This window comes from [Mycobacterium] fortunisiensis (assembly GCF_019050325.1).
Classification (GTDB): Bacteria; Actinomycetota; Actinomycetes; order Mycobacteriales; family Mycobacteriaceae; genus Mycobacterium; species Mycobacterium fortunisiensis.
Map to the genome: position 1 here is coordinate 97,333 of NZ_VOMB01000027.1, position 22,793 is coordinate 120,125.

Annotated in this window: 22 protein-coding genes, 1 tRNA gene and 1 other RNA gene; 13 read left to right on the plus strand and 11 right to left on the minus strand. The window is 68.1% G+C overall.

Annotation, left to right across the window (positions count from 1 at the left end):
• The first annotated feature begins 54 nt into the window (after positions 1-54).
• Positions 55-1,275 carry a Mur ligase family protein gene (locus FR943_RS24695; protein WP_217160914.1) on the plus strand — a complete coding sequence of 407 codons (1,221 nt, stop codon included), beginning with the start codon at positions 55-57 and terminating at the stop codon, positions 1,273-1,275.
• A complete protein-coding gene (locus tag FR943_RS24700; RefSeq protein WP_217160917.1) occupies positions 1,272-2,009 on the plus strand; it encodes a type 1 glutamine amidotransferase in 738 nt (245 codons plus the stop codon). The genes FR943_RS24695 and FR943_RS24700 overlap by 4 nt, the downstream gene beginning before the upstream one ends.
• Before the next feature lie 96 nt (positions 2,010-2,105).
• Here the strand turns inward: FR943_RS24700 and FR943_RS24705 are convergent, their stop codons facing one another.
• The 4 genes from FR943_RS24705 to FR943_RS24720 all read right to left on the minus strand — a co-directional run bounded on the left by FR943_RS24705 (position 2,106) and on the right by FR943_RS24720 (position 4,858).
• Positions 2,106-2,816: an MBL fold metallo-hydrolase gene (locus tag FR943_RS24705; RefSeq protein WP_217160918.1), complete on the minus strand. Its 711-nt coding sequence runs from the start codon at positions 2,814-2,816 to the stop codon at positions 2,106-2,108.
• Positions 2,817-2,862: 46 nt separating this feature from the next.
• On the minus strand, positions 2,863-3,789 hold the full coding sequence (locus FR943_RS24710; protein WP_217160920.1) for a type IV toxin-antitoxin system AbiEi family antitoxin: 927 nt from the start codon (positions 3,787-3,789) through the stop codon (positions 2,863-2,865).
• A gap of 124 nt (positions 3,790-3,913) precedes the next feature.
• Complete coding sequence (gene recR / locus FR943_RS24715; protein WP_003883644.1) at positions 3,914-4,525, minus strand: recombination mediator RecR; 612 nt, start codon at positions 4,523-4,525, stop codon at positions 3,914-3,916.
• A complete protein-coding gene (locus FR943_RS24720) occupies positions 4,526-4,858 on the minus strand; it encodes a YbaB/EbfC family nucleoid-associated protein (protein WP_217160921.1) in 333 nt (110 codons plus the stop codon). It abuts the gene before it with no gap.
• A 104-nt stretch (positions 4,859-4,962) separates the two neighbouring features.
• Between FR943_RS24720 and FR943_RS24725 the strand changes: the two genes are divergently transcribed.
• The gene (locus tag FR943_RS24725) at positions 4,963-5,760 is read left to right on the plus strand and encodes an Rv3717 family N-acetylmuramoyl-L-alanine amidase (RefSeq protein ID WP_217160922.1); all 798 of its coding nucleotides are present in this window, start codon (positions 4,963-4,965) and stop codon (positions 5,758-5,760) included.
• A 24-nt stretch (positions 5,761-5,784) separates the two neighbouring features.
• Here the strand turns inward: FR943_RS24725 and FR943_RS24730 are convergent, their stop codons facing one another.
• A complete protein-coding gene (locus tag FR943_RS24730) occupies positions 5,785-6,225 on the minus strand; it encodes an SRPBCC family protein (protein WP_217160924.1) in 441 nt (146 codons plus the stop codon).
• A 65-nt stretch (positions 6,226-6,290) separates the two neighbouring features.
• On the opposite strand from FR943_RS24730, the gene FR943_RS24735 reads away from it, so the two are divergent.
• Complete coding sequence (locus FR943_RS24735) at positions 6,291-7,670, plus strand: FAD-binding oxidoreductase (RefSeq protein WP_217160925.1); 1,380 nt, start codon at positions 6,291-6,293, stop codon at positions 7,668-7,670.
• A 13-nt stretch (positions 7,671-7,683) separates the two neighbouring features.
• Positions 7,684-8,997, plus strand: a complete 1,314-nt coding sequence (locus FR943_RS24740; RefSeq protein ID WP_217160926.1) for a class I SAM-dependent methyltransferase — start codon at positions 7,684-7,686, stop codon at positions 8,995-8,997.
• 16 nt (positions 8,998-9,013) lie between these two features.
• Here FR943_RS24740 and FR943_RS24745 read toward each other — a convergent pair whose 3' ends face one another.
• From FR943_RS24745 to ffs, 3 genes are all read right to left on the minus strand, one after another.
• Positions 9,014-11,023, minus strand: a complete 2,010-nt coding sequence (locus FR943_RS24745) for a DNA polymerase III subunits gamma/tau (protein WP_217160927.1) — start codon at positions 11,021-11,023, stop codon at positions 9,014-9,016.
• Positions 11,024-11,121: 98 nt separating this feature from the next.
• On the minus strand, positions 11,122-12,402 hold the full coding sequence (locus FR943_RS24750) for an aspartate aminotransferase type Ic (protein ID WP_217160928.1): 1,281 nt from the start codon (positions 12,400-12,402) through the stop codon (positions 11,122-11,124).
• Between the two features lie 25 nt (positions 12,403-12,427).
• Positions 12,428-12,522: signal recognition particle sRNA small type (gene ffs / locus FR943_RS24755), an RNA gene on the minus strand.
• Positions 12,523-12,592: 70 nt separating this feature from the next.
• Here ffs and FR943_RS24760 point away from each other — a divergent pair.
• The 7 genes from FR943_RS24760 (at position 12,593) to FR943_RS24790 (ending at position 18,685) form a co-directional block, all read left to right on the plus strand.
• Positions 12,593-12,678: transfer RNA gene (locus FR943_RS24760), tRNA-Ser, on the plus strand.
• An 84-nt stretch (positions 12,679-12,762) separates the two neighbouring features.
• The gene (gene lucA / locus FR943_RS24765; protein WP_217160929.1) at positions 12,763-13,587 is read left to right on the plus strand and encodes a lipid uptake coordinator LucA; all 825 of its coding nucleotides are present in this window, start codon (positions 12,763-12,765) and stop codon (positions 13,585-13,587) included.
• A 50-nt stretch (positions 13,588-13,637) separates the two neighbouring features.
• Positions 13,638-14,660 (plus strand): S1C family serine protease, encoded by a 1,023-nt coding sequence (locus FR943_RS24770; RefSeq protein ID WP_217160930.1) that lies wholly within the window; start codon positions 13,638-13,640, stop codon positions 14,658-14,660.
• Between the two features lie 3 nt (positions 14,661-14,663).
• Positions 14,664-16,205 carry a PucR family transcriptional regulator gene (locus FR943_RS24775; protein ID WP_217160931.1) on the plus strand — a complete coding sequence of 514 codons (1,542 nt, stop codon included), beginning with the start codon at positions 14,664-14,666 and terminating at the stop codon, positions 16,203-16,205.
• Positions 16,206-16,279: 74 nt separating this feature from the next.
• A complete protein-coding gene (locus FR943_RS24780; protein ID WP_217160932.1) occupies positions 16,280-17,530 on the plus strand; it encodes an NAD(P)/FAD-dependent oxidoreductase in 1,251 nt (416 codons plus the stop codon).
• 98 nt (positions 17,531-17,628) lie between these two features.
• Entirely contained in the window at positions 17,629-18,093 is a 465-nt protein-coding gene (locus FR943_RS24785; protein WP_217160934.1) for a GreA/GreB family elongation factor, read from the plus strand.
• A gap of 25 nt (positions 18,094-18,118) precedes the next feature.
• Complete coding sequence (locus tag FR943_RS24790; protein WP_217160935.1) at positions 18,119-18,685, plus strand: TetR/AcrR family transcriptional regulator; 567 nt, start codon at positions 18,119-18,121, stop codon at positions 18,683-18,685.
• Between the two features lie 10 nt (positions 18,686-18,695).
• Here FR943_RS24790 and ligD read toward each other — a convergent pair whose 3' ends face one another.
• Entirely contained in the window at positions 18,696-19,748 is a 1,053-nt protein-coding gene (gene ligD, locus FR943_RS24795) for a non-homologous end-joining DNA ligase (RefSeq protein ID WP_217160937.1), read from the minus strand.
• A gap of 1 nt (position 19,749) precedes the next feature.
• Positions 19,750-20,835, minus strand: a complete 1,086-nt coding sequence (locus FR943_RS24800; RefSeq protein WP_217160938.1) for an ATP-dependent DNA ligase — start codon at positions 20,833-20,835, stop codon at positions 19,750-19,752.
• Positions 20,836-20,904: 69 nt separating this feature from the next.
• Here FR943_RS24800 and FR943_RS24805 point away from each other — a divergent pair, with 69 nt between their 5' ends.
• On the plus strand, positions 20,905-21,978 hold the full coding sequence (locus FR943_RS24805) for an ATP-dependent DNA ligase (RefSeq protein WP_217160939.1): 1,074 nt from the start codon (positions 20,905-20,907) through the stop codon (positions 21,976-21,978).
• Here FR943_RS24805 and FR943_RS24810 read toward each other — a convergent pair.
• Complete coding sequence (locus FR943_RS24810; protein ID WP_217160940.1) at positions 21,975-22,775, minus strand: hypothetical protein; 801 nt, start codon at positions 22,773-22,775, stop codon at positions 21,975-21,977. The two genes, FR943_RS24805 and FR943_RS24810, sit on opposite strands and share 4 nt — an antisense overlap.
• Positions 22,776-22,793 lie beyond the last annotated feature (18 nt).

Below are 22,793 nucleotides of genomic sequence, written 5' to 3' on the forward strand. Positions count from 1 at the left end.
GCCCCGACAGAGTCGGTCGGCGTCGCTGCGTGTCGTGCACATAAAATCGCCGGAATGCTGACCATCCGAGGGCGTGCCGCACTGGCTGCCGGGGCCACCGCACGCTGGGCGTCGCGGGTCACCGGCCGCGGCGCGGGCGCGATGATCGGCGGCCTGGTGGCGATGACGCTGGACCGCTCGATCTTGCGTCAACTGGGCCAGGGCCGCCGCAGCGTCGTCGTGACCGGAACCAACGGCAAATCGACCACCACCCGGATGACCGCGGCCGCGCTGGCGACACTGGGCCCGGTGGCCAGCAACTCCGAGGGCGCCAACATGGACGCCGGACTGGTGGCGGCGCTGGCCGCGGCCCGTGACGCCGCGTTGGCGGCGCTCGAGGTCGACGAGATGCACGTCCCGCACGTGTCGGACGCGGTGAACCCGTCGGTGATCGTGCTGCTGAACCTGTCCCGCGATCAGCTGGACCGGGTCGGTGAGATCAACCACATCGAACGCACCCTGCGCGGCGGGCTGGCCCGGCACCCCCACGCGGTGATCGTGGCCAACTGCGACGACGTGCTGATGACGTCAGCCGCCTACGACAGCCCGAACGTCGTGTGGGTGGCCGCCGGCGGCAGCTGGTCGGGAGACTCGGTGAGCTGCCCGCGCTCCGGCGAGATCATCGTGCGCGACGGGCGGGATTGGCATTCCACCGGAACCGATTTCAAGCGTCCGTCGCCGCAGTGGTGGTTCGACGACACCCACATCTACGGTCCCGACGGCCTGTCGTTGCCGATGACGCTGGCCCTGCCGGGTGCGGTCAACCGCGGCAACGCCACCCAGGCCGTCGCGGCCGCCGTGGCGCTGGGCGCAGACCCGGCTGCCGCGGTCGCGGCGGTGTCGACGGTTGACGAGGTCGCCGGCCGCTACCGCACCGTGCAGATCGGATCACACACCGCGCGAATCCTGTTGGCCAAGAACCCCGCCGGCTGGCAGGAGGCGCTGTCGATGGTGGACAAGCACGGCGCCGGGGTGGTCATCGCGGTCAACGGGCAGGTGCCCGACGGTGAGGACCTGTCCTGGCTGTGGGACGTGCGCTTCGAGCACTTCGACGATACTCAGGTGGTGGCCGCCGGGGAGCGCGGAACCGATCTGGCGGTGCGGCTCGGGTACGCCGGCGTCGAGCACTCACTCGTGCACGACACCGTCGCCGCAATCGACTCCTGCCCACCCGGTCACGTCGAGGTGATCGCCAACTACACCGCGTTCCTGCAACTGAATCGGCGGATCTCATGAGTGGCGCGCGCACGAGGAGCAACAAGGCCCCGGTGCAGATCGGGCTCGTACTGCCCGACGTGATGGGCACCTATGGCGACAGCGGCAACGCGGTGGTGTTGCGGCAACGGCTACGGTTGCGCGGTATCGACGCCGAAATCGTCGAGATCACGCTGGCCGATCCGGTGCCCGAGTCGCTGGACCTCTACACTCTCGGCGGCGCCGAGGACTACGCGCAACGGTTGGCCACCAAACACCTTCTCCGCTATCCCGGTCTGCAGCAGGCGGTTTCGCGAGGTGCGCCGGTACTGGCGATCTGCGCGGCCATCCAGGTGCTCGGCCACTGGTACGAAACCTCGGCCGGTGAGCGGGTGGAGGGCGTCGGGCTGCTCGATGTCACCACTTCTCCGCAAGCGGAACGCACGATCGGCGAAGTCGCGTCGAAGCCGCTGCTGGACGGGCTCACCGAACCGCTGACCGGCTTCGAGAATCACCGGGGCGGAACGGTTCTGGGCCCTTCGGCCCGCCCGTTGGCGGCGGTCACCAAGGGCGCGGGCAACCGCTTGGGCGATGGGTTCGACGGCGCGGTACAGGGCAGCGTGGTGGCCACCTACCTGCACGGCCCCTGTCTGGCCCGCAATCCCGAGCTCGCCGACCATCTGTTGTCTCAGGTGGTGGGTGACCTGCCGCCGCTGCAACTGCCCGAGGTCGAGCTGCTGCGCCGCGAGCGACTGGCCGCCCCGCGGCGGGTCTAGATTTTCCGCCGAAACCGCATTCCAGCAGGCCGCTACTCGCACTTTTCCTGCTGGAATGCGGTTTCGGCGCGGGGCGCTGGGAGCGGATGGGTGGGGCTAGGCGAAAGCGTCGACGGCCGCGGCGATCCGAGCCGCCGCGTCGGTGAGGATCGGCTCGCCATGGCCGAACCCAGCACGCTGCGCACCTGTTTCGGCCAGCCGGCGTACGGACCCGGCCAGCTGGTCACGATCGGTGTTGAAGACACCGAAGATCACCTGCCGGTCGAACTCGGCCACCACGTCACCGGTGAGCACCGTGTCGACGGCCGGGAGATGCAGCGCGATACTGCCCGGGGTGTGGCCGGGAACGTCGATCACCCGTGCACCACCGGCGAAGTCGATGACATCGCCGTCGGACACCACCCGGTCGACTCGGCAGGCCGGGCCATGCGGCGACGCATCGAAATCGGGGCGCAGTCTGCGTTCGGCATCGGTCAACGCCGGCAGCGGGCCCGGTTCGTCGCCGCGCACGTACGGCACATCGGCCGACCCGGCGATCACCTCCACGTCCGACCAGGCCGCAATTTCGGCCGCCGCACCGCTGTGGTCTTCGTGGAAGTGGGTGAGCACGATGCGTCGCACATGTAACCGTCGTCGTCCCAGCGCCGCCAACGCCTCGGCGACCAATCCCGCGCTGTCCGGCCAGCCGGTGTCGATCAACGTCACGCCGTCGGGCTCGACCCCCAGATAGCAGTTGAGCAGGTGCGCCTGGTCGCCAGGAATCCGCAGGCGATACAGCGACGGCGCCATCTGCAGTAGGTCGGCCATGCGTCGACCGTATCGGCTTTCGCCGAAATAGCATTCCAGCAGGCTTCTACGCGGACTTTCGCTGCCGGAATGCCGTTTCGGCGGGTGGGGTGCGACGGCCCGCGGTGCGGGGCGGTGGGCAGAGCCGGCCGTCCCAACCGCGGGCCCGCAATGCACGGCAGGCACGCTCGATGACGTCATGCTCCCGGTCCTCCTTGATCACCCGCATGACATCCCAGCCGAGTTGGGCCAGCTTGGGTAACACCCGCAAATCCTTGACGTACTGGGCGCGGTCGGTTTGGTGCTGTCCACCGTCATACTCCGAAGCCACCTGAAACTCCTCCCACCCCATGTCGACGGTGCGTAGCACCCGGCCCCACTCGTCGAGGATCGGGATCTGCGTCGTCGGCCGCGGCAGGCCGGCGTCGATGTACGTCAGCCGCAACCGACTTTCGGGCAGAGATGCAGCGCCTCCGTCGACCAGCGGCAGCACGTCCTTGAGCATGGCCACGCCGCGGGCACCCCGGTATCGCTCGGCGAGCATGAGGACATCGTCGGTGACAAACGGGCAGGCGTGCATCAGAGCATCCAGGCGCCCGAGCGCCTGTCTGCGTGGCAGAAAACGACCGAGGTCGAACGCCGTGCGCGCCGGTGTCGTCACCGGTATGCCTGCAACACAGGTGATCTCATCATCGGCCAGGCGTTCGTGACGCACCGTGATGCCGGGCGGCGTACGGATGTAGTCCCAGATGAGCTCGATGGCGATATCGTCGTCGACCCACTCCGCGCCGTGCAGCGCGGAGGCGGCCAACCCGGTCACCACGCCCTCCCGATGGGTCCACAGCCACGCCGCGTAAGTCCGGTCGTACAGGCGCAGCGTCTGGCCCTTCGGAGCATGCACGTTGCGGAACACCGGGCGGTACCAACGTTGCAGCTCATGCCTGGTGACCACGCCGGCGGCAATGGCCTCGGTGCCGATGAGTATCTCCCCCATGGGCAGATCCTGGCCCGCCCCTCCGACATCCCTGCCGAAACGGCATTCCGGCAGGAGAAGTGCGAGTAAGGCCCTGCTGGAATGCCGTTTCGGCGGAAAATGGGGGCGGAAGACGCCAGAAGAATCAAGCCATGGCGCGGCGGCCCGCCAACGCGCGGCCCAGCGTCAGCTCGTCGGCGAACTCGAGGTCCCCACCCATCGGCAGGCCCGAGGCGATGCGGGTGACGGTCAACCCTGGGATGTCGCGCAGCATGCGCACCAGATAGGTGGCCGTCGCTTCGCCCTCGGTGTTCGGGTCGGTGGCGATGATCACCTCGGCCACGTCGACGCCGTCGACGCGTTCACCGATCCGATTGAGCAGCTCACGGATCCGCAGCTGATCGGGCCCGACACCGGACAACGGATCCAGCGCCCCGCCCAGCACGTGGTAGCGGCCGCGGAACTCGCGGGTGCGCTCGACGGCCTGCACGTCCTTGGGTTCCTCGACCACGCACACCAGCGAGGCGTCGCGGCGGGGGTCCTTACAGATTCGGCAGCGTTCCTCATCGGAAACGTTGCCGCACACCGCACAGAAGGTGACGCCGTCGCGGATGCGGCCCAGCACCGCGGTCAGCCGATCGATATCCGGCGGTTCGACGCTCAGCAGGTGAAATGCGATCCGCTGCGCGCTCTTGGGCCCGATCCCGGGCAGCTTGCCGAGCTCGTCGATCAGATCCTGGACCGGGCCTTCAAACACTCACAGCCCCGGGAGTCCGAACCCGCCCAGACCACCGGCCACCGGGCCCAGCCGGCTCTGCGCCAGCGCGGTCACCTGGTTGGAGGCATCGGCGAGGGCGCCGACGATGAGGTCCTGCAGGGTCTCGGGATCGGACGGATCGATCACCTTGGGGTCGATGGCCACCGCGACCACTTCACCGCTGCCCTTGACCGTGACCTGCACCAGCCCGCCGCCGGCCTGGCCGTGTACCTCGGCGTTGGCCAGCGCTTCCTGCGCCTCCATGAGCTGCTGCTGTACCTGCTGTGCCTGCGCCAGCAAGGCCGACATATCGGGCGTGCCTCCGGGTTGCATGACTGGTCCCCTCTGTCGTGTTGGTTGCGTCTCGGTCTCGACTTGGTTTCTCTCGCCGGTGAGCGGCGATTTGGTCTTTCAGCCTAGTCGGCCTGCGGGCTAGCGTGACGCCCGTGCGAGTCCCAGCCTGCGTGCGTGTCGGCGCCGCCAAAGCCAGTAGTGCGGTCACCTGCGTTCTTGTCGCTGCCACGGCTTCGGCAGTCGTCACCGCTCCTCATGCCAGCGCCGCCCCCAGCAACCTTGCCGGCAAGATCGTGTTCCTCGACCCCGGCCACAACGGTGCCAACGACGCCTCGATCAGCAGGCAGGTGCCCACCGGCCGCGGCGGCACCAAGAACTGCCAGGAAAGCGGGACCTCCACCGCGGACGGCTTCCCTGAGCACACCTTCACCTGGGACACCACCCTGCGGGTCCGCGCGATACTGACCCAGATGGGCGTTCGTACCGCGATGTCGCGCGGCAACGACAACGCGTTGGGGCCCTGCGTCGACGAACGTGCCTCGATGGCCAACGCGCTGCGTCCCAACGCGATCGTGTCCATCCACGCCGACGGTGGCCCGGCGAACGGCCGTGGTTTTCACGTGCTGTACTCGTCGCCGCCGCTGAACGATGCACAGGCCGGTCCGTCGGTGCAGTTCGCCCGGGCCATGCGTGACCAACTGTCCGCGTCGGGAATCCCGCCGGCCACCTACATCGGGTCGGAGGGCTTGGATGCCCGGTCCGATATCGCCGGGCTCAACCTGGCGCAATACCCGTCGATCCTGGTCGAGTGCGGCAACATGAAGAACCCGGTCGATTCCGGTCTGATGAAGACCCCGGACGGTCGGCAGAAGTACGCCGAGGCCATCGTCCGGGGTATCGCGGCCTACCTGGGCAGCCAGGCCGGCGGGCAGCAGCGCTAGGCCGCTGCGCCAGATGGTCGGGCGCTACGCGCCCTCCACCTCCTTCTTGAGGTTGGCCAGCACCTCGTCCTGGATCTTGCGCAGGCCCAACGGCGCGAACGTCTTCTCGAAGAAGCCCTTGATGCCGCCGGCCCCCGTCCAGGTGGTCTTGAGGTTGACCGAGGATCCGGCGCCCGCCGGGGCGACGGTCCAGTTGGTCACCAGCGACGAGTTGGCGTCCTTCTCGATCACCGTGTGGCCGGCCACGTCGACCGAGGCCTTGACGTCACGTACCCGCGACTCGGTGGCCTGCAGCTTCCAGGCCGCCACGGTGCCGGCGCCCTGGCCGCCTTCGAGCACCTGATAGTCGCGGTAGTGCGACGAAAGGATCTTCGGACGCACAGTCTGGTAGTCCGCGATCGCGGCGAACACGGCCGCGGGCTCGGCATTGATCAGAACCGTGCTGACCGCGCTGACCTGTCCCATGACTGAAACTCCTTCAACTCGTGTCTGCGGTCGCATCGGGCGCAACCTCCGACTAGCGTATATGTGTGTCTGTTGTGACGACTGACGCACAAGCTGTCCATGCTGCCGGTGTGCAACGGCTCCTGGACAGTTACCGCGCCATCCCGCCCAATTCGACGGTGCGGCTTGCCAAGCCCACCTCGAACCTGTTTCGCGCGCGGGATCGCAGCGATACCAAGGGTCTGGACGTCTCGGGGCTGACCAATGTGATCGCCGTCGACGCCGACGCCCGCACCGCCGACGTGGCAGGGATGTGCACCTACCAGGATCTGGTCGCCGCGACGTTGCCGCACGGCCTGGCCCCGCTGGTGGTGCCGCAGCTGAAGACGATCACCCTCGGTGGCGCGGTCACCGGGCTGGGTATCGAGTCGACGTCGTTCCGCAACGGGCTGCCGCATGAATCGGTACTGGAGATGGACATCCTCACGGGCACAGGCGAGATCGTCACCGCAAGCCCGGAGGTGTGCTCAGACCTTTTCCATGCCTTCCCCAATTCTTATGGCACGCTGGGCTATTCGACCCGGTTGCGAATCGAGCTGGAGCCCGTCGCGCCGTTTGTCGCGTTGCGCCACCTACGGTTCCACACATTGGCTGGGCTCGTCTCGACGATGGATCGCATCATCGAGACCGGTGGGCTCGACGGCGAGCCGGTCGATTACCTCGACGGCGTGGTGTTCAGCGCCGAGGAGAGCTACCTGTGCGTCGGATTCAAGACGGCGACGCCCGGGCCGGTCAGTGACTACACCGGCCAGGACATCTACTACCGATCGATCCAGCACCCGCACGGCGAACGGCACGACCGGCTGACGATTCACGATTATCTGTGGCGCTGGGACACCGATTGGTTCTGGTGCTCACGGGCATTCGGCGCGCAGAACCCGACGATTCGGCGGTTCTGGCCACGACGTCTGCGTCGCAGCAGCTTCTACTGGAAACTTGTCGGCTACGACCAGCGGTTCAATATCGCCGACCGGACCGAGAAGCGGCACGGCCGCCCGCCCAGGGAACGGGTGGTGCAGGACGTCGAGGTGCCCATCGAGAACTGCGAGAGCTTCCTGTCGTGGTTTTTGGCCAACATCCCGATCGAGCCGATCTGGTTGTGCCCCTTACGGTTACGTGATGATTCCGGCTGGCCGCTCTACCCGATCCAGCCCCACCACACCTATGTCAATGTCGGCTTCTGGTCCTCGGTACCGGTCGGCCCCGCCGAGGGCCACACGAACAAGCTGATCGAGGCCAAGGTCAGCGGGCTCGACGGACACAAGTCGCTGTATTCGGACTCCTACTATGGCCGTGAGGAATTCGACGAACTCTATGGCGGAGAGGCCTACAAGACCGTCAAGAAATCCTACGACCCCGATTCACGCCTGTTTGACCTGTATTCGAAAGCCGTCTTGCGCCGATGAACGGAGAACAGCGATGACCACCTTCAAAGAACACTCGACGCATACCACCGAGGGCAGGCTGAGCCTGGCCGAGATCCTGGAGATCTTCGCGGCGGGTCAGTTACCCCTGAAGTTCACGGCCTATGACGGCAGCAGCGCCGGCCCCGCCGACGCCACCCTCGGCTTGGATCTCAAAACCCCACGGGGCACCACGTATCTGGCGACTGCCCCGGGCGATCTCGGCCTGGCCCGCGCCTATGTATCGGGTGACCTGGAGCCGTACGGGGTGCATCCCGGAGATCCGTATCCGCTGCTGTGCGCACTGGCCGAGCGGATGGCCTTCAAACGCCCGCCGGCGCGCATGCTGGCCAACATCGTGCGCTCCATCGGAATCGAACACTTCAAGCCCATCGCACCGCCGCCCCAGGAGGCGTTGCCGCGCTGGCGGCGCATGGTGGAAGGGTTGCGGCACAGCAAGACCCGTGACGCCGAGGCGATCCATCATCACTACGACGTGTCGAACACGTTCTACGAATGGGTGCTCGGGCCGTCGATGACCTACACCTGCGCGTGCTATCCCGATCTGGATGCCGACCTGGAAACCGCGCAGGACAACAAATATCGATTGGTGTTCGAGAAGCTGCGACTGCAGCCCGGTGACCGGCTGCTCGACGTCGGCTGCGGCTGGGGCGGCATGGTGCGTCATGCGGCGCGGCACGGGGTCAAGGCGCTCGGCGTGACGCTGTCGCGGGAGCAGGCCCGCTGGGCTCAGCAGGCGATCGCCGATGAGGGGCTCGAAAACCTCGCCGAGGTGCGCCACGGCGACTACCGCGACATCACCGAGACAGGCTTCGACGCGGTGTCCTCGATCGGCCTGACCGAGCACATCGGCGTACACAACTATCCGTCCTACTTCGGCTTCCTCAAGTCAAAGATGCGTGACGGCGCACTGCTGCTCAACCACTGCATCACCCGCCACGACAACAGGTCCGGCGCGGCCGCCGGAGGCTTCATCGACCGCTATGTGTTCCCCGACGGGGAGCTCACCGGTTCCGGGCGGATCATCGCCGAGGTGCAGGACACCGGCCTCGAGGTGATACACGAGGAGAATCTGCGCAACCACTACGCGATGACGTTGCGCGACTGGTGCGCCAATCTGGTCGAGCACTGGGACGAGGCCGTCGCCGAGGTCGGATTGCCCACCGCGAAGGTCTGGGGCCTCTACATGGCCGGATCCCGGCTCGGCTTCGAGACGAATGTGGTTCAGCTGCACCAGGTTCTGGCCGTCAAGCTCGACGAGCAGAGCAAGGACGGCGGGCTGCCACTGCGCCCGTGGTGGACGCCGTGAACCGGGCCTGCCGACGCTAGCTGTCGATCTTTCGCGCGCCCAACTCGTTCTGGAGTAGTTCCAGGGCGACCTCTTCAGGGTCGCGCCTGGGCCCAGCCTCCCCCTGCGAAGCCTCGGCGAGCATCTCCGCCTCCTCCTCTTCGGGGGAAGGCGGTTCGGGCTCTGGCTCGGGTTCGGGAATGTTGCGGCCGGGTCGCGTGGGGACCCGTGGCGGCGGCTTGGCGGCCTTCGGCGGCGGTGGCGGAGCCGCCTCGGCGGTGCCGACCTCACAGCGGATCTGCCAGTCCACCCCGAGCGCGTCCTTCAACGCGTCCCGGATCACGTCGGCGTTGCGCGATTCGGTGAGCCGTTTCGCCAGAGGCGGCGAATCATGGGACAACACCAGGGTTTTGTCCTCAACAGCCCGCACGATGGCACCCGAGAGCATCACCTCGGTGGTGCGGCTGCGCTCACGCACCTTCTCCCGAACCGTCGACCACATCGAGCGCACGGCCGCGGCATTGGGCTCGCCGCCGGGGGCAGCCGACGCCGCCGCCGACACCGGCTCGGGTTCGGGCGCCGGAGCAGGCTCGGGCTCGAAGTCCGGCTCTGGCGGCAGTGGTGGCTCAGGCTCAGGCTCAGGAGCGGGTGGCGGCGGCGGGGCGGACACCGGTTCGGCTGCAGGCTCCGGCTCGGCAGCGGGCGCAGGTGACGGTGGTGCGGCTTCCGGTTCAGGAGCCGGCGCGGGTTCGGGTGATGATGCCGGCTCCACGGTGGGCGCGGGGGCTGGTGCAGCTTGGCTGCGCCGCACGAACGTCTTGGCCGGTTCGGCGACGGGCCGGGCCGCCGCCGAGGCCGACGCCTCCCCGGCCGGAATCGACATGTCCAGCCGGGTCTCGATGCGTTCGATGCGCTGCAGCAGCGCCGATTCGGTGTCGTGCGCCGAGGGCAGCAGCAGCCGCGCGCACACCACCTCCAGCAGTAGCCGCGGCGCGGTGGCACCGCGCATCTCACCGAGGCCGGCGTGCACCACCTCGGCATACCGGGCCAGCGTCGCCGCACCCACCCGGGCGGCCTGCTCGCGCATCCGCTCCAGCACGTCGGCCGGGGCGTCGACCACACCGCGGGTGACCGCGTCGGGCACCGCCTGCAGCACGATCAGGTCGCGGAAGCGTTCCAGCAGATCGGTGGCGAACCGGCGCGGATCGTGACCGGCGTCGATCACCGCCTCCACGGCGCCGAACAGCGCCGCCGCATCGGCAGCGGCCAGCGCCTCGACCGCGTCGTCGATGAGCGCCATATCGGTCGCACCGAGCAGCGCCAGCGCCCGCTGATAGGTGATGTGGTTGCCGCTCTCGACCTGTTCGGAGCCGGCCAGCAGCTGGTCGAGCACCGAGAGCGTGTCGCGGGGTGAGCCACCGCCGGCGCGGATGACCAGCGGGTACACCGCGTCGTCGACGGTCACGTGCTCTTCGCCGCAGATGCGCTCCAGCAGCGGGCGCATGGTGCGCGGGGCCAACAGCCGGAACGGGTAGTGGTGGGTGCGCGACCGGATCGTCGGCAGCACCTTCTCCGGTTCGGTGGTGGCAAAGACGAAGATCAGATGCTCGGGCGGCTCCTCGACGATCTTGAGCAGCGCGTTGAAACCGGCCGTGGTGACCATGTGGGCTTCGTCGACGATGAAGATGCGGTACCGCGATTGAGCGGGAGCGTAGAAGGCGCGGTCGCGCAGCTCACGGGTGTCGTCCACACCGCCGTGGCTGGCCGCGTCGAGCTCGACGACGTCGACGTTGCCCGGGCCGTTGGGCGCCAGCGCCACGCACGAATCGCACACCCCGCACGGCGTGGGCGTGGGCCCCTGCTCACAGTTGAGCGAACGGGCCAGGATGCGCGCCGAGGATGTCTTACCGCAGCCGCGCGGTCCGGAGAACAGATAGGCGTGGTTGATCCGGCCTGCGGTCAGCGCAGTAGATAGCGGCTCGGTGACATGTTCCTGGCCAACGACTTCCGCGAAGCTTGCCGGCCGGTATTTGCGGTAGAGAGCCACGGAAGAAGGCTACCGACTGCATCTGACGCGGCGCCGGTGCCCGTTGACTTTGAAACCACGCACACTGCTACCCGCACAAATGCAGCGTCAGCTCAAAGTCAACGCAAAAGCTGCTCAGTGGCCGCCAGCAGCGCACAGGTGGCGACACCGTCGATCGCCGCACGCACGTCGGACAGCGACGGGAACGTCGGGGCGATGCGGATGTTCTTGTCCTCGGGATCCTTGCGGTACGGAAACGCCGAACCCGCCTCGGTCACCGCGATCCCGGCGTCCTTGGCCAGTGCCACGGTGCGCTTGGCGGTGCCCGGCCACACGTCGAGGCTGACGAAGTAGCCACCCTTGGGATCGGTCCACGACGCGATCTTCGACTCGCCCAGCCGCTCTTCGAGGATCTCGGCGACGAGCGCGAACTTGGGGGCGATCAGCTGCCGGTGGCGCTGCATCTGCAGCCGCACGCCGTCGGCGTCGCCGAAGAACCGGGCGTGACGCAACTGGTTGACCTTGTCCGGGCCGATCGACTTCTTGCCCGCGTGCTGCAGGTACCAGGCGATGTTGCCCAGTGATCCGCCCAGGAAGCTCACCCCGGCCCCGGCGAAGGTGATCTTCGAGGTGGAGGCGAACACCAGCGGCCGGTTCGGATTGCCGGCCGCCTCGGCCAGCCCCAGCACGTCGACCTGGCGGGTGAACTCGTCCGTCAGGGTGTGCACCGCGTAGGCGTTGTCCCACATCAAACGGAAATCATTTGCCGCCGTGCGCATTTGAACGAGCCGCCGAACATTTTCCCAGGAATAGGTGACCCCGGTGGGGTTGCCGTACACCGGAACACACCACATGCCCTTGATCGCCGGATCGGCCGCGACCAACTCCTCGATCAGGTCGACGTCCGGTCCGTCCTCACGCATCGGGACCGGGATCATCTCGATGCCGAACGACTCGGTGATCGCGAAGTGCCGGTCGTATCCGGGTGCGGGACACAGGAATTTGATTCCGGATCTTGCGGCTTCCGCCATCCAAGGCCGCACCGAGTCCACCCCGCCGTGCAGCAGCGAGAACACGATGACGTCGTGCATCATCTCCAGGCTCGCGTTGTTGCCGGCGATCAGATTCTGCACCGGGATGCCGAGCAGCTCACCGAAGATCTCGCGCAGTTCGGGCAGGCCGTGCAGGCCACCGTAGTTGCGGGTGTCGGTGCCGTCGCGATCGCGGAAGTTCTCACCCGGCAGGCTCAGCAGCGCATTGGACAGATCCAACTGCTCAGGAGCGGGCTTACCCCGGGTGAGGTCGAGGCTCAGCTCTTTGGCCTGCAACTCGGCATAGTTGCGCTGTTGGAGTTCGTGCTGCGCGATCAGCTCGTCGCGGCCGAGGGACTGGAACGACACCGCGCGCCTTTCACAGAAGGTGAACGTAAGGGGACCCCGCGCACCCGCCAGAGCCCGTTGACCCTTGCTGCCTTCCGGCCCTGGGGGAGTTCACAGGATGGACGCCGCGCGGGGTCCACAGCGAGTGTAATACCCCCGCCTGTCCCCGGCGTTTACGGGAGCGGTTCGGGCGTCGGTTAGGATTGCCGACGGAGGATTCGCCTAGTGGCCTATGGCGCTCGCCTGGAACGCGGGTTGGGTTAACAGCCCTCAGGGGTTCAAATCCCCTATCCTCCGCGCTCGGGTCCGGGGTGCGACCTGCTGAATCACCTGGAGATCAGCGGCTCGCACCCCGGCCCAATTAAGTCCCCGAGGAGGAGTATGGGCCGCACCGTCGCGGTGATCTTGCACGCATCGTTATCGATCGTGGCCGCCGGCCTCTACTTCTTCTTCGTTCTGCCCCGCTGGTACGAGCTGATGGGCCAGACCTCACCGACCCTGGGCCTGATCCTGCGCATCGTCACCGGTGTGCTGATCGGTCTGGCGGCGCTGCCGGTGGTGTTCACACTGCTGCGGACAAAGCGACCTGAGCTGGCCACCCCGCAGTTGGCGCTGCGGTTGCGGACCGCCTCGATCTCGCTGCACGTACTGGCGGCCGTGCTGATCGTCGGCACCGCGATCGCCGAGATCTGGATGTCGCTGGACAGCTTCGGGCCGTGGCTGTTCGGGATCTACGGGGCCGCCGCCGCGATCGCGCTGCTCGGCATCTTCGGCTTCTACCTGGCCTTTGTCGCCGAGCTGCCGCCCCCGCCGCCGAAACCGGTCAAGACCCGCGAGAAGTCCACCCGGCGTGGACGCAAGAAGGCCGCTGGCGAAGAGAGCGAAGAAGCCGAAGAAGCCGAGGCTGAAGCGGCCGCAGACAGCGAAGCGGCCGAAGAAGCCGAGGCTGAAGCGGCCGAAGACAGCGAAGCGGCCGAAGAAGCTGAGGCTGACGACACTGAAGCCGAGGCTGACGACGCCGATGACACCGCGGCTGACGACACTGACGCCGACGCCGAAGCCGACGCCGAAGAAACCGCGGCGGAGGAAGCCTCCGAACCGGCCGAATCGGCCGGCAAGTCACTCGGAAACAAGCGGCCGTCGAGCAAGAGCGGCGCCAAACGGCGGGGCTGGCGCAAGCGCGGCGAAGTCGCCACCGAGGACTGACCGGCACCCACCGCGTCGACATCGGACGTTCGTCCAGCCAAGATGGGTACATGAGCAAACTGAGCTCAACGTCGTTCAAGACGATCGTGGTGGCTGCGCTGAGCACCGTGGCACTCGTCGTCGCACCACTGACCCCCGCCGGCGCCGCCCCCGGTGACCCGCAATCGGCGGCGTCCCGGGTCGAGCCGTCGGTGGCCCGGATCGACACCATCGTCGACTACCAGCAGGCGTACGGCATCGGCACCGGGATCGTGCTGTCCCCGAACGGCGAGGTGCTGACCAACTATCACGTGGTCCAGGGCGCCAACACGATCAACGTGACGGTCGGCCGGCAGAGCTACCCGGCCGAGCTGGTCGGGTATGACCGGCAACATGACATCGCGGTGCTGCAACTGCAGGGTGCGGCCGGCCTGGCACCTGCGCCGTTCGGCGATTCGGCTGCGCTGGCTCCCGGCGCGCCCGTCGTCGCCCTCGGCAATGCGATGGGCACCGGTGCACCGCTGACCCGCGAGGTGGGCACCGTCAGCGCATTCGACCAGACCGTCAACGCCGAGGACGAGCTGACCGGCAGCAGCGATCAGATCGACGGGCTGTTCGAGTTCGCCGCGCCGGTACGCGCCGGGGATTCGGGTGGGCCGGTGGTCAACGAGGCCGGACAGGTGGTCGGCATGACCACCGCGGCGTCGGTGAACTTCCGGATGGGCCCCGGAGGCAAGGGCTTCGCGATCCCGATCAACGAGGCGCTGGGCGTTGCCGGGCAGATCCGCGCGCGCACCCCGTCGGATTCGGTACACATCGGACCGCCGACCCTGCTCGGGGTCGGGGTGCGTACCGCCCAGCGGCAGAACGGCGGCGTCATCGTCCAAGACGTCATCCCCGGCGGTCCGGCCGAGACGGCGGGGCTGATCCCGGGCGATGTGCTCACCTCGATCGACGGGACACCGCTGGACTCGGCGCGCACCCTGACCCTGGTGCTGGATCGGCACTATCCCGGCGACGTCATCGCCCTGACCTGGCTGGACCAGATCGGTCAACAGCACACCGGCAAGGCCACCCTGGCTGCTGGACCGTAATCCGTGGTCACGCTGGACCGGCTGATCAACGTTCTGGGCGGCTACGGGGTGCGGCTGCGCGCCGCGGCGCGTGGAGCCGGCCCGCCACCCCGCTCGACCGAGCTGCGCAGCGTGGTGATGCACGAACCCGATCCGGTCATCGGCGATGTCCTGCTGGCGGTGGGCGCCACCTCGATCGTCGAGGCGGTGCGGTGGGCGCGGGCGGCCCGCGCCGTGGTGGTGCTGGTCCGCGGTCCCAGTTCCGAGAACACAGCCGAGGACGGCCCGATTGCCGACGACGGCATCGCGGTGATGACGGTCGACCCCGAGGTGTCCTGGAGCGAGCTGGCGGCCGTCGTCTACGGAGTGGTGCTGGAGGGCCGGGAGACCGAATCCGGGCGCGGCCCCACCGACTTGTTCGCCCTGGCCGACAGCCTCGCCGACGCGGTCGGGGCGGCGGTCACCATCGAAGACCGGCGCAGTGCGGTGCTGGCGTACTCGCGGCTGCAGCAGCACGCCGACCCGGCCCGCGCCGAGACAATTCTGAGTCGCCGCGCCCCGCGTCGGCTGCGGACGCTGTTCGAGGCCCGCGGGGTGTTCCGCCACCTCGCCGAATCCGATGAACCGATCTACGTCGAGGGCGACGCTGAGCACGGCCTGACCGGTCGGATGGTGGTGGCCGCCCGGGCCGGTCGCGAACTGCTCGGCTCCATCTGGGTGACGTGCGCCGAGCCCCTGCCCGACGCGCGCCGGGCCGCCCTCGCCGACGGCGCCCGCATGGTCAGCCTGCATCTGCTGCGGTCCCGCGCGAGTGCCGATCTGGAACGCCAGGTCGAATCGGAGTTGGTGATCCGGCTGCTCGAGGGCGCCGCCGACGCCACCAGCGTGGCCAGCCGGCTCGCGCTGCCGCAGACGCCGCTGCGGGTGATCGCGCTGCGGGCGCACACCGCCGACGAGCGGCACGCCGCGCTGCTGTTGGCGTTCGAGCGGGCCACCGCCGGCTTCGGCTGGTCGCGTCCCGGGCGCAGCGCGCTCGTCGGCAACACCGTCTACACCGTGCTGCCCGGCGCCGAGGCCGAGGCGGCAAGCGCGTGGGTGACGGGTCTGCGCGCAGCGCTGCCGGAGCCGGTCGGTGTGCTGGCCGGGATCAGCAGCCCGGCCACCGCCGCCGAACTGGCGCTGGCCCGCAGCGAGGCCGACGAATGCCTGGCCCTGCACGAGGTGCGCCGGGCCGGCCCGGCGCCGGTCTACGACGAGGTCTGGGACGACATCCTGCTGCAGCGGCTGCGGATCGCCGCCCGCTCTGGACGCGCCCCGCAACGCGGACCGGTCGCCGAGCTGCGCGCCCACGACCAGGTACACGGCACCCAATACGCGGCCACGTTGCGCGCCTGGCTGGAAGCCCAAGGGGACCGGGCCGGGGCCGGCCGGGCCCTGGGCGTGCACGAGAACACCGTGCGGTACCGGTTGCGCAAGATGAGCGAGCTGACCCAGCTCAACCTGGACGATCCGCGCAAGCGGCTGGCGATGATGATCGAGCTGGCCGCCACCGAAGAACTGTCGTAATCCGACAATCACACGCCGCGGGATTGTCGGTGGGATGCAAACGCCGTGCAACACATCACACTCACCATGGACACATGAAGGGTGTCGAACGCATCGACGGCGGACCACGCTCGGTGGTCGTCGTGGGCGCCGGCATCGTCGGCCTGTCCACCGCATGGTTTCTGCAGGACCGCGGGGTCACGGTCACCGTGGTGGACCGGTCCGGGCCGGCGGCCGGGGCCTCATGGGGCAACGCCGGCTGGGTTTCGCCGACGCTGACCATTCCGCTGAACGATCCGGCGGTCCTGCGCTACGGCCTGCGGTCGATGGTCAGCCGCTCGGCCCCACTGCACATTCCGCCCACCGCCGACCCGGGACTGTGGTCGTTTCTGGCCCGCTTTGCGATGAACTGCCGGCTGTCGTCGTGGACCAGAGCCGCGACCGCCAACCTGACGTTCAACGACGAGTGCCTCGAGGCCTACGACGTACTGACCGCCAACGGGGTCGCGGTACCGACCACTGACGGGCCGATCACCGCGCTGTTCGAAACCCCCCGCCAGGCTGAACACCTGAGAACCGAACTGCACCGGATGGCCGCGCTGGGACAGCACGTGGCCGTCACCGAACTGACCGGGGCGACGCTGCGCGAGCAGGTCCCCCTGGCGTCGGCGGCCATCACCACCGGCCTCAGCATCGAAGGCCAACGTTTCGTCGATCCCGGCCGATTCGTGCACGCGCTGGCCAACGCCGTCGTCGACCGCGGCGCAGAACTCGTCATCGGGGAGGTGACCGGTGTGCAGCCGGGCCGCGACGGGATCAGCGTGCAGCTGCCGGACCGGTCACTGAGCGCCGAGGCAGCGGTGATCGCCACCGGGGCGTGGCTGTCGAAGCTGGCCGGGCCGTGGGTGCGCACCCCGGTGCGGGCCGGCCGCGGCTACTCGTTCACGGTGCCGGTCGATCGCCCCGTCCTCGGGCCGATCTACCTGCCCGAGGCACGAGTGGCCTGCACCCCGTATCGGGGCGGGCTGCGGGTGGCCGGCACCATGGAGTTCCGCTCCCCCGACGCCCCGCTGCAACCGGCGCGCATCGAAGCCATCGTCGCCTCGGCCACCCCGCTGCTCGACGGTGTGGGCTGGGCCGCCCGCAGCGATCCGTGGGTGGGTCCACGTCCGGTCACCCCCGATGGACGCCCACTCATCGGTGAAGTCGCACAAGGCATTTACGTCGCAGGCGGCCACGGGATGTGGGGACTGGCCCACGGCCCGGTCACCGGACGACTGCTGACCGAATACATCACCACCGGAAAGCAACCCGACGCCCTGCGTGATTTCGACCCTCTGCGCTGAGGATTCACCACGTTGCCCGTCACGGGCGCACACGACGTCAGGGGCGGCGCACCCGCCCGCCCCTGACGTCAACTCCGCATCATCGGAAGGACACTGAAATGACTGCCAGCCAACGTATTTGGTTATCCCCGTCGGCCTATGACCGACTGCAGACCGAGCTCTCGATGCTGCGCGAGCTGATCGCGACGGAGGCCGCCTCCGACTCCGACGAGAACCAGGTGGCCGTCCAGCGAGCCCGGCAAGCCCGGATCCAGCAGATCCACGATCAGCTGCTCAACGCTGTCGTCGGCGAGGATCCGCCCGACGACGGCGTGGCCGAGCCGGGCATGGTCTTGACCGTGCGCTACGACCTGACCGGTGAGGAGGAGACGTTTCTGCTCGGCGTCCGCGGCGCCGAATACGGCGACCTGGAGGTGTATTCGGTGAACTCCCCGTTGGGTGAGGCGATCGTCGGGGCCCGCCCCGGCGAGCAACGCCGCTACCCGGTCCCCAGCGGGGACGCCGTACCGGTGACGCTGCTGGCCGCCGTGCCGTTGGGGATGCACCAGCCGGCCGCGGGCTGAGGCAGGAGCGCCTTACGCTGTTCGGATGGCAGGCGAACGCAAGGGCACGCCCGGCAGCTTGACCGCCGACGACTGGGTGCGGGCCGGGTACGCCCTGCTGGCCTCCGACGGGATGCGGGCGCTCAAGATCGAGCGGCTCTGCGAACAGATCGGCGCCACCCGGGGCAGCTTCTACTGGCACTTCACCGACATGAAGGGCTACCGGGCCGCCCTGGTGGCGTCGTGGAACGAATTCCTGGAGCAGGACCGCCGCTCACTGGCCGAGCTCGAGGATCTGCCGCCGCGGGAACGCCTGTCAGGAATGATGAAAGAGCTGATGAGTCCGCGGCACTGGACGCTGGAACGGGCGATGCGGGAGTGGGCCCGGTCCGACGATGTCGCGGCGGCCAATGTGCGCGCGGCCGATCACCGCGTCCTGGTCGCGGTCACGAAGGCCTATCTGGATTACGGGTTCAGCCCCGAGGAGGCGGATCTGCGCGGCCAGGCCACCTTCGCCACGGGCATCGGGGTGCTGCACCTCATGGACTCGGCCGAAGCGCTCACCGCGGCCGACCGCTACGAGAGATTTCTGGACCTCATGCTCGGCGGCTGAGCTCGCCGCGTCACCGACGGTTGCCCTGCTCGTCCCAGTGTTCGGCGACCTTCTTGCTGGGCTGCACCCGCGGCGGCTCGCCTGGCATCTTGGGGTAGCTCGGCGGATAGGGCAGATCCCCGAGGCCGCGTTCCTCGTCGGCGGCCACCAGATCCAGCAGCGGCTGCAGCGACTGGTTTTCGTCGTCGATGCCGGCCCACGGATCATCGCGCCCGGCAAGGAAATCCGGCACCGTGGCGATCGTGTAGTCATCCGGGTCGGCATCGCTCAGCTCAGCCCAGGACAGCGGCGTGGACACCGTGGCGATCGGGGTCTTGCGGGCCGAGTAGGCCGAGGCGAACGTGCGGTCACGGGCGTTCTGGTTGTAGTCGATGAACAACCGCTGCCCCCGCTCTTCTTTCCACCACGACGTGGTCACCGCATCGGGTGCCCGACGTTCGACCTCCCGGGCCAGCGCGATGCCGGCGCGCCTGACCTCGATGAAATCCCAATCGGTCAAGATCGGCAGGAACACGTGCACACCTCGGCCGCCGGAGGTTTTCGGATAGCCGACCAGGCCCAGCTCGTCGAGCAGGGGCTTGAGCACATCGCAGGCAATACTGCGGGCTTCGGCGAATCCGGTGCCGGGCTGCGGGTCCAGGTCGATGCGCAACTCGTCGGGGTGCTCGGTGTCCGGGCAGCGAACCTGCCACGGGTGCAACGTGATCGTGCCCATCTGGGCAGCCCAGGCGATCGCCGCCGGATGGGTGACCTTCAGCGCATCGGCGGTGCGGCCCGACGGGAACGTCACCGTACAGGTCTCCAAATAGTCGGGATGCTTCTGCGGCACCCGTTTCTGGTAGATCTCCTCGCCCTCGATACCGTCGGGAAATCGCTGCAGATGCGTGGGCCGGTCCCGCAGCAGCGTCACCATTTTCTCGGCGACACTGAGGTAGTACTCCATCAGCTTGCCCTTGGTGCCGTTGCGGCCCAGCTTGGGGTAATACACCTTGTTCGGGTTGGTGAACCGGACCTTGATTCCGTCGACGTCGAGTTCGGTTGCCCCGCCAGCCTTTTCAGCCATTTCAGCCTTCCTTCGCCAGCACGTCGTTCAGGTCGTAGTTCAACGGCACGTCGAGCTGAGCGAACGTACAGCTGGACGGCTCGCGGTCGGGGCGCCACCGCAGAAACTTCACCGCGTGCCGGAAGCGCCGGCCGTACTCGGTGTTACCTTCCATCTGGTCATACGCCACCTCACATACCCGTTCCGGCCGGACCGGAATCCAGCGCTTGTCGGCAGCCGAGTTCCACCGGCTGGGATCACCGTCGCGCACTTCGTCGCCCTCGCGCAGCGGCTCCAGGTCGGCCAGCAGCTTGAGCCGGTCCTTGACGCTGAACGAGGCTGCACCACCGACCATTTGCAGCTCACCGTCGGAGCGGTACAGCCCGAGCAGGATCGACCCGACGCCCTCCCCGCTCTTGTGGATGCGGTAGCCCATGGCCACACAGTCAGCGTCACGGTGGTGCTTGACCTTGACCATCTCCCGCTTACCGGGCAGATACGGGCCGTCGAGGCGCTTGGCGATGACGCCGTCGAGCCCGGCCCCTTCGAAGGTCTGCAACCACTCGGCCCCGAGTTCGGGATCGGTGGTGGTGCGGGTGACGTGGCACCACACCTGATTTGCTCCTCGCGTGCGCAGAAGCTTGTCTCCGACGGCGTCGACGAGCGCTTCACGACGATCCCGGAACGGCGCGGCCAGCAGTGACCGGTCCCCGATGGCCAGCGCGTCGAACCCGATGAAATGCGCCGGGGTCTGCCCGGCGAGCATGGTGATGCGCGACTCGGCGGGATGGATGCGCTGGGACAGCGACTCCCAGTCCAGCCGTACTCGGTTGTCGATCTCGCGTGGCACCACCACTTCGCCGTCCAGCACGCAGCGCCCGACGAGCTCGTCGCGCAGCGCATCGAGCAGTTCCGGGAAGTAGCGCCCCAGCTCCTTGCCGTTGCGCGACTGCAGCACCACCTCGTCACCGTCACGGAACACCAGCGCCCGGAAGCCGTCCCACTTGGGTTCGTAGGACCACACCCCGGCCTCGTCCGGCACCTTCACCTGCGCCTTGGCGAGCATCGGTTCGATCGGCGGCTGCACTGGCAAGTCCACGAGTTCCATACTCACGTAGACCCGTGAACCAAGGCAATGTCATCGCCGAAGGTCATCGCCGAAAGCCACAATGGACCCATGCGCCTGCCCGTGATGCCGCCCGTCGCACCGATGCTGGCCAAGCCGGCGACGGTGATTCCATCGGGCGCGTCCTACGAACCCAAGTGGGACGGCTTTCGTACCATCTGTTTTCGCGACGGCGACGACGTCGAGTTGGGCAGCCGCAACGAGCGGCCGATGACGCGATATTTCCCCGAACTCGTCGAGGCGGCCACGGCGGAACTGCCGCCACGGTGTGTCGTCGACGGCGAAATCGTCATCGCGGCCGAGGACGGTCTGGATTTCGAGGCGCTGCAACTGCGATTGCACCCGGCCGCGTCGCGGGTGCGCATGCTGGCCGAACAGACGCCGGCGGCCTTCATCGCATTCGACCTGCTGGCGTTGGGCGACGAGAACCTGATGGACCGGCCGTTCAGTGAACGGCGCGCCACTCTCGTCGACGCGCTGGGCTCGGGCCCGTCATTCCACGTCACCCCGGCGACCACCGATCTGCCCACGGCACGGCGCTGGTTCGACGAATTCGAGGGAGCCGGGCTCGACGGGTTGATCGCCAAACCGCTCACCCTCGCCTATCAGCCCGACAAACGGGTGATGGTGAAGATCAAGCACCAGCGGACCGCCGATTGCGTGGTCGCCGGCTATCGGCTGCACAAGTCCGGACCCGACGCGATCGGCTCGCTGCTACTCGGGCTCTACACCGACGACGGTGAGCTGGCCTCCGTCGGCGTCATCGGCGCCTTCCCGATGGCACGGCGCCGAGCCCTGTTCACCGAATTACAGCCCCTGGTAACCAGTTTCGAGCACCACCCGTGGAACTGGGCCGCCCAGGTGGCCGCCGATCCGCAACTCGCGCGTCGGTACGGCGGCGGGTCACGCTGGAACGCCGGCAAGGACCTGTCCTTCGTGCCGCTCCGGCCCGAACGCGTCGTCGAGGTCCGCTACGACCACATGGAGGGCCGTCGCTTCCGGCATACCGCCCAGTTCAACCGCTGGCGGCCCGACCGGGACCCGCAGTCGTGCACCTATGCCCAGCTCGAGCAGCCGGTCACCTTCCGGCTCGACGACATCGTCCCGGGGCTGATTCGCGACTAGTGGTGATCCGGCGGCTGCAGCCAGGTGGCCAGGTTGCGCACGTAGTCCTTGAACACCCCCAGGCGCGACGGGTCGGCCCTGATCTGCCAGCCGGGCCGATCGGTGACGAACGACGGTGCGCCACAACCGAGATCCCAGTTGTAATCGGCGAAGTGGTGGAACGACGACTCCGCCACGGCCCGGCCCATCGGCCTGCCCTCCGCCGTCTGCTCACCGTCGAGTGCAACGGCAAGATCGAACGTCCGGCCCGTCCCGGTGCTACGCCCCCGGGCCACCACCGTCGCGGATGGGACGGCAGCAGCCGACACGAGTCCTTCGTGGGGGTGGGCCGGAAACCACTCGATGCGGCCGCTGGCAGTCCGGGCGGTACGCAGCAACTGGTGCACCGGCTCCACAGCCAGCACCGGCTGGTAGTCGCCGTTGGCGCCCGAGTGGATGTTGGCGTCAACGAACTCGTTGAGCTGTCCCAATGAGCCCAGCCCGCGCAGACAGCCACCCAGATCCCGGTGGTCACGCGCGGTGAGCACCCCGCCGCCGAGCCCGCGGAACCGGCCGATCGCCGCGCACTCCCCGGGCGTCAGACCGTTGCCGACATCGACCGCCATCAACCACAGCTGATCGAACCCCAGCTCGTCGAGGTGGCTGAGCACCGGATCCTGCACACCGTGATCGACCCGGTTGCGGGCCAGCACATCGTGCCCGTCGGCACGCAGCTCACCGGCCAGCAGCGAGAACCGCCTGATATCCCAGTCATCGGGGTTCTCGGTGATCGTGGTCTGCAACAGGATTGTCGCCATGTCAACCAGCCTGACTTA